Genomic DNA, 14420 nt, shown 5'->3' with positions numbered 1-14420 from the left:
GTGCGGGGTGGGGCGACTCCTCGGCGGGCTGGGGGAGTCGGGTGTCCGGTCGGCGCAGCAGGCGCCGCGCGAGACTGCGCGCGGGTTTGCCGAGGAACGGCACGACGCCGCCGGGCAGGAAGAGGAGCACGCAGATCAGGACGAGTCCCTGCACGACCGGCTGGGGCAGCCCCACGGCGGAGGACAGCGAGGGGTTCCACGTGAGATAGACACCTCCGGCCACGGCGCCGACGATGGTGCCGACCCCGCCGAGCACGCACGCCGCGATCAGCGAGATGCCGAAGGACAGGGAGAAGGGATCGGGGCTGACGAAGCCGGTGAGCAGCCCGAGCAGCACGCCCGCCAGGCAGGTGCAGGCCGCGCTCACGGCGAAGGACAGCGACGACTGCGCCTCCGGGGCGATGCCGATCGTGCGGGCGGCCAGGGGGTGCGACTTGGCGGCAACGAGCCGCATCCGCACTCCCGAGGCCGCGGCCGGCACCGCCAGCGCGAGCACCACGGCGGCCGCCCCGACCGCGAGGTACTGGGCCTCGGTGCTGCCGCCCAGGATCGTGCCGAGGCCGAGCGCGCTGCGCAGCTGGACGACCGGCACTCCCTGGTCGCCGCCGGTCACGCTGCTCCAGCGGTTGACCAGTTCGAGGGTCACCATGGTGAAGGCGAGGGTCAGCAGGGCGATGTAGAGCACCGAGAAGCGGGCGCCCGCGTACCCGAGGAAGGCGCCCAGGACGGCGCCGGTGGCGACGGCACCGAGCACCACCGCCTCCAGGGGCCAGTCGTGGGCGCTGCCGTACGCCGCGAAGTACGCGCCGACGGCGAAGAACGCGGGGTGGCCCACCGACCAGATGCCGGACCAGCCGGCGAGCAGGCCGACCGAGAGCACGACGACGGTGTACACGGCCGCGAGCCCGACGGAGTACATCTGGTACGCGGGGATCGCGCCGGAGGCCATGAACACCATCAGCACCGCGCCGGCAGCCGGACCCAGGGCGGCCCTGGCCAGGAGGGAACGGTTGAAGACCATGGATGCGACCCCTCAGACCCGTTGGAAGGTGCGGGTGCCGAACATGCCCTGCGGACGGATCAGCAGGACCAGCACGGTGAACGTGAACACGAACGTGTCCCGGAAGCTGGCGGAGACGTAGTTGGCCGCCAGGTTGTCCAGGACGCCGATGGTCAGCCCGCCCAGGACCGCCCCGTACATGCTGGTCAGACCGCCCAGGAAGATCCCGGCGAAGGCCCGGAACAGCGGGGCGACCAGTGCGGTGGGCACCAGACCTGAGCGCGGCGCGTACAGGCAGGCGGCGAGCGCGGCCAGTCCCAGGCCGAGCGCCCAGGAGATCCGTGCCAGCCGCTGGGCGCTCAGTCCGACCACGCGCGCGGTGTCGGCGGACTCGGCGACGGCGCGCATGGCCGAGCCGAGCGTGGTGCGGGCGAACAGATAGCCCACCAGGGTCATCGCCACGGCGGCGACGCCGATCGTGAGCAGACTCTGCACCGGCAGGGCGGCCCCCGACCAGCGCACCGTCCCGTCCACCAGGCTGGGGAAGGACTTGGGCTGGTCGCCCCAGATCGATCCGGCGGTGCTCTCGGCGATCAGGGACACGCCCATCGTGACGACGAGCGCGGAGAACAACTGGCCCTGCCCCAGGGGCCGGATCACCGTCTCCCGGACGAGCAGGCCGGCCGCGACGGTGATGGCGACGGCGGCGAGGATGCCGAGCACCGTGGCCACACCGTGGTCGTGGAGCGAGACCGCCACGTACAGGCCCAGTGTCGCGAGCGACGCCATCGCGAAGTTCACGACGTCCGTGGCCCGGTAGATGATGACCAGCCCCAGGCCCATGAGGCCGTAGACGGCTCCGCTGGCCAGACCGCTGACCAGGACAAGCAGGAACTGACTCATAGTCCCTCCCCCGAGGAAGGGCGCGTTCGCGCCACGCATGCAAGCGGCATGATCACCTCACGGACACGCGAAGTTAAAGTGAACTCAATTCAGTAAGCTAGGCACTCCGGTGCCGGGCGGGCAAGCCTCGTGCACGGGATTTGTGCGCCGCGGCCCGACCGGGCTCAGCGGGCGGCGGTCGTCGGAGCCCCGGCGAGGGCGGTCCGTGCCGCCGCCAGGCCGAAGACCAGGGCGGGGGCGAGGCCGCCCGCGTAGGCGCGCCGGTACAGGCCGCCGGCGTCGGCACCCGCCGCCAGCAGCCCGGGCACCGGACCGGCCCCGCCCGCGGACCGTACGCGTGCCTCCGTGTCGATCAGCAGCCCGCCGAAGGTGAACGTGATCGCGGGGGCCGCCTCCACGACGTAGAAGGGCGGTTCGTCGAGCGGCCGCCGGTCCAGCAGCCGGCCGGGTGCGGTCGTGGCGTTCGCGCGCACGGCCGCGTTGAACTCCTCCACGCGGTCGCGGATCGTGGCGCCGGGATAGCCCCACTCCTCGGGCATCGACGCGAAGTCCTCCAGGCTGTCGGCCACCGCGCTGCGGGCGCCGGCGCGGTGGCACAGCTGGAACTTGTCCACGCCGGGGATGCCCTCGACGTAGGAGGCGCTGATCCACTCCCGGTGCACGCGCGCGTCGGCGACCAGCAGGCCGCGGGCCTCCGGCCGCTCCAGCAGCGCCATCGCGGTCAGATGGTCCCCGACCGTCTCGTCGACGAAGCGCTCCCCGGTCGTGTCGAACAGCAGGGCGTGCTCGCTGTAGTACAGCGCCAGGTCGACGAAGCGCGCGGGGTCGGCCAGGGAGACGCCCGCCGGCATCAGGTGGCCGTAGAAGCCCGCGTCCTTCTTCCCGAACGCGGCGCCGGCCGAACGGCCGAGCGCGAGGCCGTCGCCCCGGCTGTGCGGGTTGGCCCGCAGCCCGATGTGGGCGGCCCGCGGGTGGACGTGCTCGGCGCGCAGGCCCGGATCGCCCTGGAAGCCGCCCGTCGCGAGGAGGGTCCAGGCGGCCTCGATCCGGCGCACCGATCCGTCCGGCAGGACGCACTCCGCGCCCTTGACCGCGCCGTCGTCCGTCACGAGGGCGCGGGTCCAGGTGTCGGTCAGCACCTCTTGGCCACGGTCGCGGATCAGCCGTTCGCACGTGTCGAGGTAGTGGTTGGTGTCGACCTGGTGCCCCCGGCCGAAGCCGAGCACGGGCACCGGCGGCCGGCACTCCACGCCGAGTGACCGGATCCAGGCCACCCCGTCGGCGAACCCGTCCACCAGGGCGGTGGCCAGCCCGGGGTCGCCGTCCGGGTTGACCCGGCGCATCTCCTCGACCGTCGGGGTCGTCCAGACGAAACCGGCGAAGCGTGCGGAGCCGCCGGTGCGTTCCGCCTTCTCCACCACGACCACCGTGCCGCCCTCGGCGGCCACCCTCGTGGCGGCCGAGAGACCGGCCATGCCGCCGCCTATCACCAGAAGATCCACTGTCTCCGCATCCATAGCGGGTCCCACCGCCTTCGTGTCGCCGAGTGGGACAAGACGCTAATTGAACTCACTTCTGGAGTCGAGAGGGTGGATGGCGGGAGGTGGGACGGTACGGGTTCCGGCCGCGTCGGAGGCTCGCCGGACGGGTCGGCGACCGGCACGTCAGTCGGGAACCAGGACCGCGCGCCCCCGCACATCGCCGGAGCGGAGCCTCGCGAGGGCCCGCGGAGCCTCCGACAGCGGGAACCGCTCGACGCCCACCCGCAGGACGCCCTCGCGGGCCAAGGAGACCACCGTCCGCAGTTCGGGCAGGGTTCCCCAGAACGGCAGCGAGATCCGCGTCCCCGGAGGCAGTGCGCCCGGTTTGCGGACCGTCAGTTCCCCGCCGCCGCTGCCCACCACCGCCAGCTCCCCGCCCGGCCGCAACACCTCCACCGCCAGCTCCAGGCTGGACGTGCCGCCGACGAAGTCGAGCACGGCCGCCGCACCCGCGCCGCCCGTCCGGTTCCGCAGGACAGCCGCGGTGTCGGGCCGCACGAGGGTGGCGAAGTGCGCGCCGCACTCCTCGGCCAGGGCGAGCGCCTCCTCGCGTACGTCGACGGCCAGCACCCGCGCGGTCGTCGTGGCCCGCAGCAGCTGAACGGCCAGGTGCCCCAGGCCGCCGACGCCGATGACGATCACGCAGGCGTCCTCGTCCAGCGCGCCCCGGACCGCTGCCACGGCGTGACAGGCCGTGAGCCCGGCGTCCGACAGGGGCGCCGCCTGCACGGCCGGCAGGTCGCCCACCGGCACCAGCAGCCGGCCGGACGGCACGAGCAGCAGGTCGGCCATCCCGCCGTCCCGCCCGAGGCCCGCCCCGGTCCCCACGCGGTCCGCGTCCAGCGCCGGGCGCCGGTCGCAGTAGTTCTCGGCTCCCGCCGCGCAGCGCGCGCAACTCCCGCAGCCCCAGGGGCCGTACACGACCACACGCGCGCCGATCGCCGGGCCCGTGGCGAGCGGGCCGCGCTCGACCACACGACCCGCGGTCTCATGCCCGAGGGTGAACGGGAGCCGGTACGCGAGGGCGCCCGGCGGCGCGTCGATGACATGGAGGTCCGAACGGCACACGCCCGCCGCCTCCACCTCGACGAGGACCTCTTCGCCCGTCAGGCTCGGCCGGGGCACCTCGGTGAGTTCCGGTGGACCGCCCCAGCGGGTCAGCCGGACCGCTCTCGTCCTGCCTGTTGACATACTCGGCACATTAACAAAAATGAAGTCAGTTCAGTAGCCGGGGGCGTGAGGTGGTGACCGTACGTGGAGGGTGAGCACGCGGGGCGCTTCGGCGGGCGGGTCGCGCTCGTCACCGGCGCGGGATCCGGCATCGGCGCGGCGGCCGCCCGGCGACTCACCGCACAGGGTGCCCGGGTTCTCGTGGCGGACATCGACGGGCAGGCGGCCGCGACCGTCGCCGAGGAACTGCCGCGGGCGCACCCCCTGACTGTCGACGTGGCCGAACCGGCCCAGGTCGACGCGGCGTTCGAGGAGGCCGTACGGCGGCACGGGCGGCTCCACGTCGCCGTGCACGCGGCCGGTGTCGACGATCCCACTGCCAAGGAGTGGATCGCCGAGGCGCTGCGCGCGGACCGGCCGCCGGAGGTGACCGCGCGGCTCGGCGACGAGGCCTGGCGCCGCGTCATGCGCGTCAACCTCGACGGAACCTTCCATGTGCTGCGCGCGGCCGTGCGGGTCATGGCACCGCGCCGGTCCGGGGCCGTCGTCACCGTCGGCTCCTCCTCGGCCTTCGACACCCTGGTCGGCTATCCGCACTATGCGGCCTCGAAGGCCGGGGCCCACGCACTGAGCCAGTCTGTCGCCAAGGAGGCGATCGCGTTCGGCGTCCGCGTCAACACGGTGGCACCCGGTCCGACCGAGACCGGCATGGCGGCGCGAACGCCCGCCGCACTGCGGGAGGGCTTCGCGGACGGTCGGGTACGGCCGTACGCCACACCGGAGGAGATCGCCGACGTCGCCCTGTTCCTGGCGAGCGAGGAGGCGGCGAACCTCGTCGGCGCGGTGCTGCTCGCCAACGGCGGACGGTTCACGGTGTGAGCACCGAAGCGTCGTGGGCGACCGCCCGATCCCGGCGGGCGGTGGCGCCCGTCCCGCGCAGCCGCACGATGTCACATCCCCGCGCCCCCTCGGGCGGGCGCGGCCGAGGGAGGTACGCATGTTCCGGCTCGACGCCGACCCCGCGCTGCTGCGGGAGACCGAGGAGCAGCGCCAACTGCGCTCCGTCCTGCGGGACTTCCTCGCGCAGACCTGCGGACCCGAGGAGGTCCGCAAGCAGGCCGACAGCCCGCGCGGCCACGACGAGGTCCTGTGGCACCGGCTCGCGGACGAGATCGGCGTCCATGGGCTCGCCGTCCCCGAGGAGTACGGCGGCGCCGGCGGCACGTTCGCCGAACTCGCCGTGGCGATGGAGGAGACCGGGCGTGTGCTGTGCCCGGCGCCGCTGCTGAGCACCGTCGTCCTCGCCGGGCACGCCCTGCTGGACAGCGGTGACCGGCAGGCCTGCGAGCGCTGGCTGCCGGGCATCGCCGATGGCATGCTCACCGCCTCGGTCGCCGGATTCCCGCATCCGGGCGGAGTGACGGCCGAACAGGGCGCCGGCGGCTGGGTGCTGCGCGGCGAGGCCGATTTCGTGCCCGACGGAGCGGGCGCCGATCTGCTGCTGGTCGCGGCCCGGGCGCCGGACGGCGAGCGGTTGTTCGCCTGCGCACCCGACCCCGCGACCTGCGAGCGCACGGCTCGTCGCGTCCTCGACCCGACCCGCCGGCAGGCGCGCGTCCGCTTCCGGGGAGCACCGGCCGAACCGGTCGGCGAGCCCGGACGGGCGCCGGACACGGTCGCCGGGGTGCTCGACGCGGCACGGGCGGCGCTGGCCGCCGAGCACGTCGGCGGGAGTGCGCACGCCCTGGACGCCGTACTCGCGCATGTGGTGCGCAGGACCCAGTTCGGGCGCCCCATCGGGTCGTTCCAGGCGGTCAAGCACCGGCTGGCCGACCTGCTCGTCGAGGTCGAGGGCGCGCGGTCGGCGGCGGCGTACGCCGCCGCCTGTCTGGCCGGGCGGCGGACGGACCAGCTGCCGGTGGCCGCGAGCGCGGCCGCGGTGGCCTGCACCGCGGCCTACCGTCTGGCCACCGCGGAGTACGTGCAGCTGCACGGCGGCATCGGCTTCACCTGGGAGCACCCGGCCCACCTCTATCTGCGCCGGGCCCGGGCCGACGAGGCGCTGTTCGGCACCGGCGACGACCATCGTCTGCGCCTGGCCGGGCTGCTGGGGCTCACCGGCCGCACCGGCTGACTTCTCGGGCCGACCGGCAGCGGCCGGTCCATTGACAGGGACATCCACTGCCCACAGAATCGAACTCAATTCAGTTCAGTTTGGAGGAACTCATGGCAATCGAGGACGAGATCCAGTTCGAGCGGGACGGGCATGTGGCGCGGGTCTGGCTGAACCGACCGCACAAGAAGAACTGCGTGACCGTGCCGATTCTCGAGCGGCTGGACGAGATCATCACCGAGGTCGACGCCGACCCGGAGCTGCGCGTGCTGATCCTGCGCGGACGCGGCAACACCTTCTGCTCCGGGTTCGACCTGGACAGCCTCAAGGCCGACTTCGTCGGCCGCTCCAACGCCATCGACGTCGCGGTGCTGTCGGCGAAGGTCTGCGACCGGCTGTACTCGATGAGGACACCGTCGATCGCCGTCCTGGAGGGCCACGTCACCGCGGGCGGCTTCGAGCTCATGATCTCCTGCGACTTCGCGATCGCCGCGGACGACGCCCTGATCGGCGACTTTCACATCCGGCGCGCGCTGTTCGGCGGCGCCGGCCCGATCTACCGGGTGCCGCGCATGATCGGCGTCCGCAAGACCAAGGAGCTCATGCTCACCGGCAAGCTGCTCACCGGCGTCGAGGCGGCCGACTTCGACCTCATCAACGCCTCCGCGCCCGCCGACAAACTCGACGCCACCGTCGAGGAGTTCGCCGACCAGCTCGTCGACAAGAGCCCGTTCACCATGTGGATCACCAAGATGACCATCGACCGCAGCCTCGACGCGGACATCCAGTCGCTGATGGTCATGGAGCACCTCGCGGTCGGCGTGATGCTCAACTCCGAGGACGCCGCGGAGGGTGTGTCGGCGTTCCTGGAGAAGCGGGAGCCGCAGTGGAAGGGCCGCTGAGCGAAGTGCCGGGGACCGGGGGCAGGCTGCGCGGCTCCCGGTGCGCCGACTGCGCGGTGGCCGTCTACCCCGCCGACCCGGCGTGTCCGCGCTGCGGGGGACCGGCAGAGCCGGTCGTGCTGTCCGCCACCGGCACCCTGTGGACCTGGACCGTGCAGCGCTACGCGCCCAAGTCGCCGCCCTATGTCCCACCCGCCGCCGGCTTCGCGCCGTTCACCGTCGGATACGTCGAGCTGCCGGAAGGCGTGCGGGTGTTGGCCAGGCTCGACATCCGTCCCGAGGACGCGGAGATCGGCATGCCGGTGACGCTGACAGCCGGCGACGGGGTGCCCAGGGCAACGGGAGCCGCCGTATGAGCGGCGAGGACGTGCTGGTCTGCGGCGCCGGGATCACCTCCTTCGCCCGTACGGAGGCGAGCGGCCGGCACCTGGCCGTAGAGGCCGTGCGGGCGGCCCTCGCCGACGCCGGACTGCCGTGGTCCCGGGTGCGGGCCGCGTACGGCGGCAGCGACGCCGCCGGCAACGCCGACACCCTGGTCGCCGAACTCGGCCTGACCGGAGTGCCGTTCACCAATGTGCGCAACGGCTGCGCGACCGGCGGCAGCGCCCTCGTCTCGGCCGCCCACGCCATCCGCTCCGGCGCGGCGGACGTGGCGCTCGCCGTCGGCTTCGACAAGCATCCCCGCGGCGCCTTCGACCCGCGGCCCGCCGACTGGGGGCTCGACGACGCCTACGGCCGCGACGGGCTGATGGTGACCACCCAGTTCTTCGCCATGAAGATCCAGCGGTACATGCACGACCACGGCATCAGCGCCCGCACCCTCGCACTGGTCGCCGAGAAGGCGTACGCGAACGGCGTGCTCAACCCGCACGCCTGGCGCCGCAAGCCGCTCGACGCGGACGAGATCCTGGCGTCCGGGATGGTCAACGACCCGCTGACCCGCTACATGTTCTGCTCGCCCGGCCAGGGCGCGGTCGCCCTGGTCCTGTGCGGTCCGGCGGTGGCCCGCGAGATCGGGGCGAAGGCCGTCACCCTGCGTGCGGCGGTCGTGCGCACCCGCCGGTTCGGATCCTTCGAGGTGTTCAGCCCGTGGGCACCCCCCGGGACCCCGACGAGCGTCAGCGCGGACGCCGCCCGCAGCGCCTTCGAGCAGGCCGGGCTGGGGCCGCGGGACATCGACGTGTGCCAGCTGCAGGACACCGAGAGCGGCGCCGAGGTGATGCACCTGGCCGAGTGCGGGTTCTGCGAGCACGGCGAACAGGAGTCCCTCATCCCGTTCGGGGCGACCGGGATCGGCGGCTCGCTGCCGGTCAACACCGACGGCGGATGCATCGCCAACGGCGAGCCCATCGGCGCCTCCGGACTGCGCCAGGTCCACGAGATCGTGCAGCAGCTGCGCGGCCGGGCCGGCGAACGACAGGTGCCCGGCGATCCGCGGACCGGCTTCACCCATGTGTACGGGGCGCCCGGCGTCAGCGCCTGCACCGTGCTGACCCGTTGAGAGGAGGACCATGGACGGCATACCCGGCCCGGACGAGTTCCGGGCGCAGGCCCGCAGCTGGCTGAGGACCGTGGCGCCGGCGCGCGCCACCCACCTGGAGTGGGGCCGAGGCGAGGACTCGGTGGCCGTCTTCGAGAACTGGACCGAGGACGAGGAACGCGCCCACACCGAGCGGACACGGGCCTGGGAGCGCGTCCGTCACGACCAGGGCTGGGGCGCGCTCTCCTGGCCGGCTGGGTACGGAGGACGCGAACTCCCCTCACACTACGAGCAGTTGTACCGAGCCGAGGAGTCGGCGTTCGACGTACCGCGGCGCACCGAGATCTTCCCGGTCACCCAGCAGCTCGTCGCCCCCGCCCTGCGTATCTGGGGCACCGAGGAGCAGAAACGGCGCCTGCTGCGCCCCCTGCTGCGCACCGACGAACTCGCCTGCCAGCTCTTCTCGGAGACCGAGGCGGGCTCCGACCTCGCCGCCGTCCGCACCCGGGCCGTACGGGAGGAGGACGGCTGGAGGCTGAACGGCCACAAGATCTGGACCTCCGGAGCCCGGGTCGCCACCTGGGGCGTGGCCGTCTGCAGGACCGACCCCGATGTGCCCAAACACGCGGGCATCACGGTCTTCCTGGTCCGGATGGACGCGCCGGGCGTGACCGTCCGGCCCATCCGGCAGATGACCGGCGGCTCCAGCTTCAACGAGGTCTACCTGGACGACGTACTCGTCCCCGACACCGACCGGCTCGGACCCGTCGGGGAGGGCTGGCGCGTCGCCCTCACCGTGCTCGCCGCCGAACGCCTCGACTCCGGCGGACTCGGCCTGGACAACGCCGACCGCGCCCTCGACCTCGCCCGGCACCTGCCCCGGCCGCTGACCGACGGCGAACGGCAGCAGGCGGCCGACCTGTTCGTCCGCGCCCTGGTCCAGCGGCTCATCGCCGTGCGGGTCACCTCGGCGCTGGCGTCCGGCCGCGCACCCGGTGCCGAGGCCTCGGTCGGCAAGCTCCACGCCACCGCGACCATGCGCGCCACCACCGACCTCGTCCAGCAACTCCTCGGGCCGCGGCTGGCCGCCGACACGGGGGAGTGGGGCACGTTCGCCTGGACCGAGCACCTGCTCGGCGCACCCGGCTACCGCATCGCCGGCGGTAGCGACGAGATCCAGCGCAACATCCTCGCCGAACGCGTCCTCGGACTGCCCAAGGAGCCGAAAGGAGCCGGGCGTTGAGCACCACGACCGAGGTGAGCGACCTCGCCGATCGGGTCCGGGGCCGACTGGCCCCACGGCACCCCGGCACACCTCTCGGTGACCTGCGCACCCTGCCGGGCGGCCACTCCGGGCTCACCTACCGCATCGCGGCGGGCCCCGTGTCGTACGTCATCAAGGCGGTGCCACCCGGTCGGCGCCCCGTCGGCCGCAACGACGTGCTGCGCCAGGCCAGGATCCTGCGCGCCCTCGCCGGATCATCCGTCCCGGTACCGCAGATCGTGGCCGCCGACGAGACCGAACCGGCCTGGTTCGCCATGGAGTTCGTGGACGGCGAGGCGATCGAGCCGGTCCTCGACGAACACCGCCTCGATCCGCGACTGTGCCGGACACGGATGCTGGCCCTGGCCGACGTGCTGCGCGATCTCCACGGCACCAAGGCGCCGCAGGCCACCGAACCGCTCGACCCGGCGGGGGAGTTGGACAGGTGGAGCCGCACCATGCGCGCGGTGCCGGCCGAACTCCGGTCCGGGGCCGAGGACGTGCTGGAGGCGCTGGGCTCCCACCTCCCGGACACGGTCCCCCCGGCGCTCACCCACGGCGACTTCCGCCTCGGCAACGTGCTGTGCCGGGGCGAACGGCCCACCGCCGTCGTCGACTGGGAGATCTGGGGACTCGGCGATCCGCGCATCGACCTCGCCTGGTTCCTCCTCTTCGCCGACCACCGCAACTTCCCCCTGCTGGGCCGCGCCGTCCCCGGCCTGCCCACCGAGCGGGAACTGCTCCACGCCTACCTCGACGGCCGCCCCGAACCCCCCGCCTTCGACTGGTTCCGCGCCCTGGCCCGCACCAAGATGGCCGCGATCATGGGCCACAACCTGCGCAGGCACCGTGAGGGCACCCACCTCGACCCCGACCAGGAGCGGCTGCCGCCGACCATCGCGGCGATGATCCGCTCGGCCCACGGCATCCTCGCCCGACGGCCCTGAAGGAGCGCCACCATGGATTTCGCACTCTCCCCGAGGGCCGACGAACTCCGTTCGCGCATGGCCGCGTTCATGGAGGAGTACGTCCTGCCCGCCGAGCCGGTCCACGACCGGCAGCTCGCCGAGGCCGACGACCCGCATGAACTTCCCCCTGTCATGCGAGAGTTGAAGGAGAAGGCCCGAGCAGAAGGGCTGTGGAACCTCTTCCTCGCGCACGGAGACTGGGGCGCTGGCCTCACCAACCTCGAGTACGCGCCGCTCGCCGAACTCGCCGGACGCTCGGTGATCGGGCCCGAGGTGTTCAACTGCTCCGCACCCGACACCGGCAACATGGAACTGCTCGCCCTCTTCGGCACACCCCGGCAGCAGGACCGCTGGCTGCGGCCGCTGCTCGCCGCCGAGATCCGGTCGTGCTTCGCCATGACCGAGCCCGAGGTGGCCAGCTCCGACGCCCGCAACATCCGCACCCGGATCACCCGGGACGGCGACGAGTACGTCGTCAACGGGCACAAGTGGTACACCTCCGGAATCCTCGATCCCGACTGCCGGCTGATCATCCTCATGGGCGTCACCGACCCGGACGCGCCGACGTACCGGCAGCAGAGCATGCTGCTCGTCCCGCGCGACACCCCGGGCATCACCGTGCTGCGCGATCTCCCCATGTTCGGCTACACCGACCGCTGCGGCCACGGAGACGTGCTCTTCGAGGACGTGCGCGTGCCGGTCTCGGCGCTCCTCGGCGGTGAGGGCGACGGATTCGCCCTGGCGCAGGGGCGGTTGGGGCCGGGGCGGATGCACTACGCCATGCGGGCGGTCGGATTCGCCGAGCGGGCACTGGAGTTGATGTGCCGCCGGACCCTGACCCGCACCGCCTTCGGCGGCAGGCTCGCCGAACAGGGCGTCGTACGGGAGTGGATCGCCCGCAGCCGCATCGAGATCGAGCAACTGCGGCTGCTGGTCCTGAAGTCGGCCTGGCTGATGGACACCTCGGGCAACGCGGCCGCCCGGACGGAAGTCGCCGCGATCAAGGTGGCCGCGCTGGAGGTAGCGCACCGGGTGGTCGACCGCGCGGTCCAGGCACACGGGGCCGCGGGGGTCAGCGACGACACCGTCCTGGCCCGGCTGTACGCCATCACCCGGGCGCTGCGGATCGCGGACGGACCGGACGAGGTGCATCTGCGGACCGTGGCACGGCGTGAACTGGCCAAGTACCCGGAGGAGTCGGCGTGAACGGACGACAACTGGACGGCCGGGTCGCCGTCGTCACCGGCGGTTCCCGGGGCATCGGCCTCGGGATCGCCAAGGCGTACCGGGAGGCGGGCGCCCATGTGGTCATCGCCTCCCGCAAGGCGGACGGGCTGGCCGCCGCACGCGAGGAACTGCTCCGGATCAAGGGGGACGGCGAGGTCCACGAGGTGGTCGCCAACGTCGGCGAGCCCGAGGACGCCGAGGCCTGCGTCGAACAGACCATGTCCCGCCTGGGCCGACTCGACGTCCTGGTCAACAACGCCGCCACCAACCCCTACATGGGCGACCTCCTCGGCCTCGACCTGCCGCGCGCGGAGAAGACCGTACGGGTCAACCAGTACGGCATGCTCGCCTGGACCCGGTACGCCTGGCAGGCGTGGATGAGCGAGCACGGGGGAGCGGTGGTCAACATCGCCTCCGTCGGCGGGCTGATCGTCGATCCGCACATCGGCTGGTACAACGCGACCAAGGCCGCCATGCTGCACATGACCCGGCAACTCGCCTACGAACTCGGGCCGATGGCGCGCGTGAACGCCATCGCGCCCGGACTGGTCAAGACGGAGCTGGCCCGCGCCGTGTGGGAGCCGCGCGAGCCCATCCTGACCGCGAGGCTGCCGCTGCGCAGGCTCGGGACGGTGGAGGACGTGGCGCACGCCGCCGTCTTCCTGGCGTCCGAGGCCTCGGCCTGGATGACGGGACAGACCCTGGTCCTGGACGGCGGGGCGACCGTGCTGCCGATCGGGGTGGACGCGTGACGCCCGCCGAGCTGTTCTCGCTGCGGGGGCGCACGGCCGTGGTCACCGGGGCCTCCTCCGGGCTCGGGGCCCGGTTCGCCACGGTCCTCGCGTCGGCCGGCGCGAGTGTGTTCGCCGCCGCCCGGCGACCGCACAAACTCAAGGAACTCGCCGCCGACGAGCCGCGCGTCCACCCCGTCGTCTGCGACGTCTCGCGCGAGGAGGACCGCGTCCGGCTGATGGGGACCGCGCTCGACGAGACCGGCCGGATCGACGTCCTGGTCAACAACGCGGGCGCGCCCGGCGCCGTACGCGCGGAGGACGAGAGCGCGGAGGACTTCGCGGGGGTGCTGGACGTGAACCTGGTGGCACCCTTTCACCTCGCACGGCTCCTGGCCGAGGCGCCGGTTCCGGACGGCGGCCGTACCCGGTCGGTCGTGAATGTCTCCTCCGTCCTGGGGCTGGTCTCCGGTGCGCCGCTGGGAGGCGCGGCCTACGCGGCGTCCAAGGCCGGGCTCGTCGGGCTGACCCGGGAACTGGCGGGACAGTGGGGGAGGTCGGGGGTGCGGGTCAACGCGCTCGCACCCGGCTGGTTCCGCTCGGAGATGACGGACGAACTGTTCTCCGACGACCGCTCACGGCGCTGGGTCGAACGCGGCACCATGCTCGGACGCGGCGGCGAGCGGGGGGAGCTGGACGGGGCGCTGCTCTATCTGGCCTCGGACGCGTCCTCGTACTGCACCGGGCACGTGCTCACCGTGGACGGCGGGTGGACGGCGCGATGAGGGTCACGGTCGAGGTCGACGACGACGGGCTGGCCCGGGTCGAGATGTGCCGGGGAGCGGGCAACGCCATCGACCTGGCGATGGCCCGGGCGCTGCTGGACGCCGCGCGGGAGTGCGAGAAGGCGCGGGCCCGGGCGGTGCTGCTCACCGGGCGGGGGCGGTCCTTCTGCGTCGGCGGTGACCTGAAGGAGTTCGCCGCGCTGTCGGGCGGCCGTCTGGCGGACCATCTCACCGAGGTTACCGACGCGCTCCACGGGGCGTTGCGCCTTCTCGCCGGCCTGGACGCACCGCTGGTGGTCGCCGCGCAGGGGGCCGTCGCGGGGGCGGGGCTGGGCC

The 14420-nt window shown here is 73.1% G+C and carries 15 protein-coding genes; 11 read left to right on the top strand and 4 right to left on the bottom strand.

Going from position 1 to position 14420, the window contains the following annotated elements; genetic code table 11:
• The 4 genes from GRC12_RS32015 to GRC12_RS32000 all read right to left on the bottom strand — a co-directional run.
• On the bottom strand, positions 1–1021 hold a 1021-nt coding region (locus GRC12_RS32015; RefSeq protein ID WP_244374083.1), incomplete at its 3' end, for a branched-chain amino acid ABC transporter permease.
• A 12-nt stretch (positions 1022–1033) separates the two neighbouring features.
• Complete coding sequence (locus GRC12_RS32010) at positions 1034–1903, bottom strand: branched-chain amino acid ABC transporter permease (protein WP_208783037.1); 870 nt, start codon at positions 1901–1903, stop codon at positions 1034–1036.
• A gap of 164 nt (positions 1904–2067) precedes the next feature.
• Positions 2068–3405: an FAD-dependent oxidoreductase gene (locus GRC12_RS32005; RefSeq protein WP_308286682.1), complete on the bottom strand. Its 1338-nt coding sequence runs from the start codon at positions 3403–3405 to the stop codon at positions 2068–2070.
• Between the two features lie 162 nt (positions 3406–3567).
• Positions 3568–4635 (bottom strand): NAD(P)-dependent alcohol dehydrogenase, encoded by a 1068-nt coding sequence (locus GRC12_RS32000; RefSeq protein WP_208783035.1) that lies wholly within the window; start codon positions 4633–4635, stop codon positions 3568–3570.
• 63 nt (positions 4636–4698) lie between these two features.
• Between GRC12_RS32000 and GRC12_RS31995 the strand changes: the two genes are divergently transcribed.
• The 11 genes from GRC12_RS31995 to GRC12_RS31945 form a co-directional block, all read left to right on the top strand.
• Entirely contained in the window at positions 4699–5493 is a 795-nt protein-coding gene (locus GRC12_RS31995; RefSeq protein ID WP_208783034.1) for an SDR family NAD(P)-dependent oxidoreductase, read from the top strand.
• A gap of 118 nt (positions 5494–5611) precedes the next feature.
• Positions 5612–6748: an acyl-CoA dehydrogenase family protein gene (locus GRC12_RS31990; RefSeq protein WP_208783033.1), complete on the top strand. Its 1137-nt coding sequence runs from the start codon at positions 5612–5614 to the stop codon at positions 6746–6748.
• Positions 6749–6840: 92 nt separating this feature from the next.
• Entirely contained in the window at positions 6841–7629 is a 789-nt protein-coding gene (locus GRC12_RS31985; protein ID WP_208783032.1) for an enoyl-CoA hydratase/isomerase family protein, read from the top strand.
• Complete coding sequence (locus GRC12_RS31980) at positions 7614–7985, top strand: Zn-ribbon domain-containing OB-fold protein (protein ID WP_208783031.1); 372 nt, start codon at positions 7614–7616, stop codon at positions 7983–7985. The genes GRC12_RS31985 and GRC12_RS31980 overlap by 16 nt, the downstream gene beginning before the upstream one ends.
• Positions 7982–9130 carry a thiolase family protein gene (locus tag GRC12_RS31975; protein WP_208783030.1) on the top strand — a complete coding sequence of 383 codons (1149 nt, stop codon included), beginning with the start codon at positions 7982–7984 and terminating at the stop codon, positions 9128–9130. The genes GRC12_RS31980 and GRC12_RS31975 overlap by 4 nt, the downstream gene beginning before the upstream one ends.
• Positions 9131–9140: 10 nt before the next feature.
• Positions 9141–10352 (top strand): acyl-CoA dehydrogenase family protein, encoded by a 1212-nt coding sequence (locus GRC12_RS31970; RefSeq protein ID WP_208783029.1) that lies wholly within the window; start codon positions 9141–9143, stop codon positions 10350–10352.
• A complete protein-coding gene (locus GRC12_RS31965) occupies positions 10349–11320 on the top strand; it encodes a phosphotransferase family protein (RefSeq protein ID WP_208783028.1) in 972 nt (323 codons plus the stop codon). The genes GRC12_RS31970 and GRC12_RS31965 overlap by 4 nt, the downstream gene beginning before the upstream one ends.
• A gap of 12 nt (positions 11321–11332) precedes the next feature.
• The gene (locus GRC12_RS31960; protein ID WP_208783027.1) at positions 11333–12547 is read left to right on the top strand and encodes an acyl-CoA dehydrogenase family protein; all 1215 of its coding nucleotides are present in this window, start codon (positions 11333–11335) and stop codon (positions 12545–12547) included.
• Positions 12544–13320, top strand: coding sequence for an SDR family oxidoreductase (locus GRC12_RS31955; protein ID WP_208783026.1), 777 nt, complete (start codon positions 12544–12546; stop codon positions 13318–13320). Before GRC12_RS31960 ends, GRC12_RS31955 begins: the two co-directional genes overlap by 4 nt.
• A complete protein-coding gene (locus GRC12_RS31950; protein WP_208783025.1) occupies positions 13317–14084 on the top strand; it encodes an SDR family NAD(P)-dependent oxidoreductase in 768 nt (255 codons plus the stop codon). Before GRC12_RS31955 ends, GRC12_RS31950 begins: the two co-directional genes overlap by 4 nt.
• The coding region (locus GRC12_RS31945) for an enoyl-CoA hydratase-related protein (RefSeq protein ID WP_208783024.1) at positions 14081–14420 on the top strand (340 nt) is incomplete at its 3' end. The genes GRC12_RS31950 and GRC12_RS31945, both read left to right, overlap by 4 nt.

Origin of the sequence: Streptomyces griseorubiginosus (genome assembly GCF_017614965.1) — a bacterium.
Lineage (GTDB): Bacteria > Actinomycetota > Actinomycetes > Streptomycetales > Streptomycetaceae > Streptomyces > Streptomyces griseorubiginosus_B.
Note: the sequence above shows the minus strand (reverse complement) of the source record. Positions and strands in the feature narration are given on the sequence as shown.

What these genes read in the sequence shown, in the direction of transcription:
- GRC12_RS31975 (WP_208783030.1), top strand. Translation starts at nt 7,982, where the DNA reads ATGAGCGGCGAGGACGTGCTGGTCTGCGGCGCCGGGATCACCTCCTTC.
- GRC12_RS31970 (WP_208783029.1), top strand. Translation starts at nt 9,141, where the DNA reads ATGGACGGCATACCCGGCCCGGACGAGTTCCGGGCGCAGGCCCGCAGC.
- GRC12_RS31960 (WP_208783027.1), top strand. Translation starts at nt 11,333, where the DNA reads ATGGATTTCGCACTCTCCCCGAGGGCCGACGAACTCCGTTCGCGCATG.
- GRC12_RS31990 (WP_208783033.1), top strand. Translation starts at nt 5,612, where the DNA reads ATGTTCCGGCTCGACGCCGACCCCGCGCTGCTGCGGGAGACCGAGGAG.
- GRC12_RS32010 (WP_208783037.1), bottom strand. Translation starts at nt 1,903, where the DNA reads ATGAGTCAGTTCCTGCTTGTCCTGGTCAGCGGTCTGGCCAGCGGAGCC.
- GRC12_RS31985 (WP_208783032.1), top strand. Translation starts at nt 6,841, where the DNA reads ATGGCAATCGAGGACGAGATCCAGTTCGAGCGGGACGGGCATGTGGCG.
- GRC12_RS32000 (WP_208783035.1), bottom strand. Translation starts at nt 4,635, where the DNA reads ATGTCAACAGGCAGGACGAGAGCGGTCCGGCTGACCCGCTGGGGCGGT.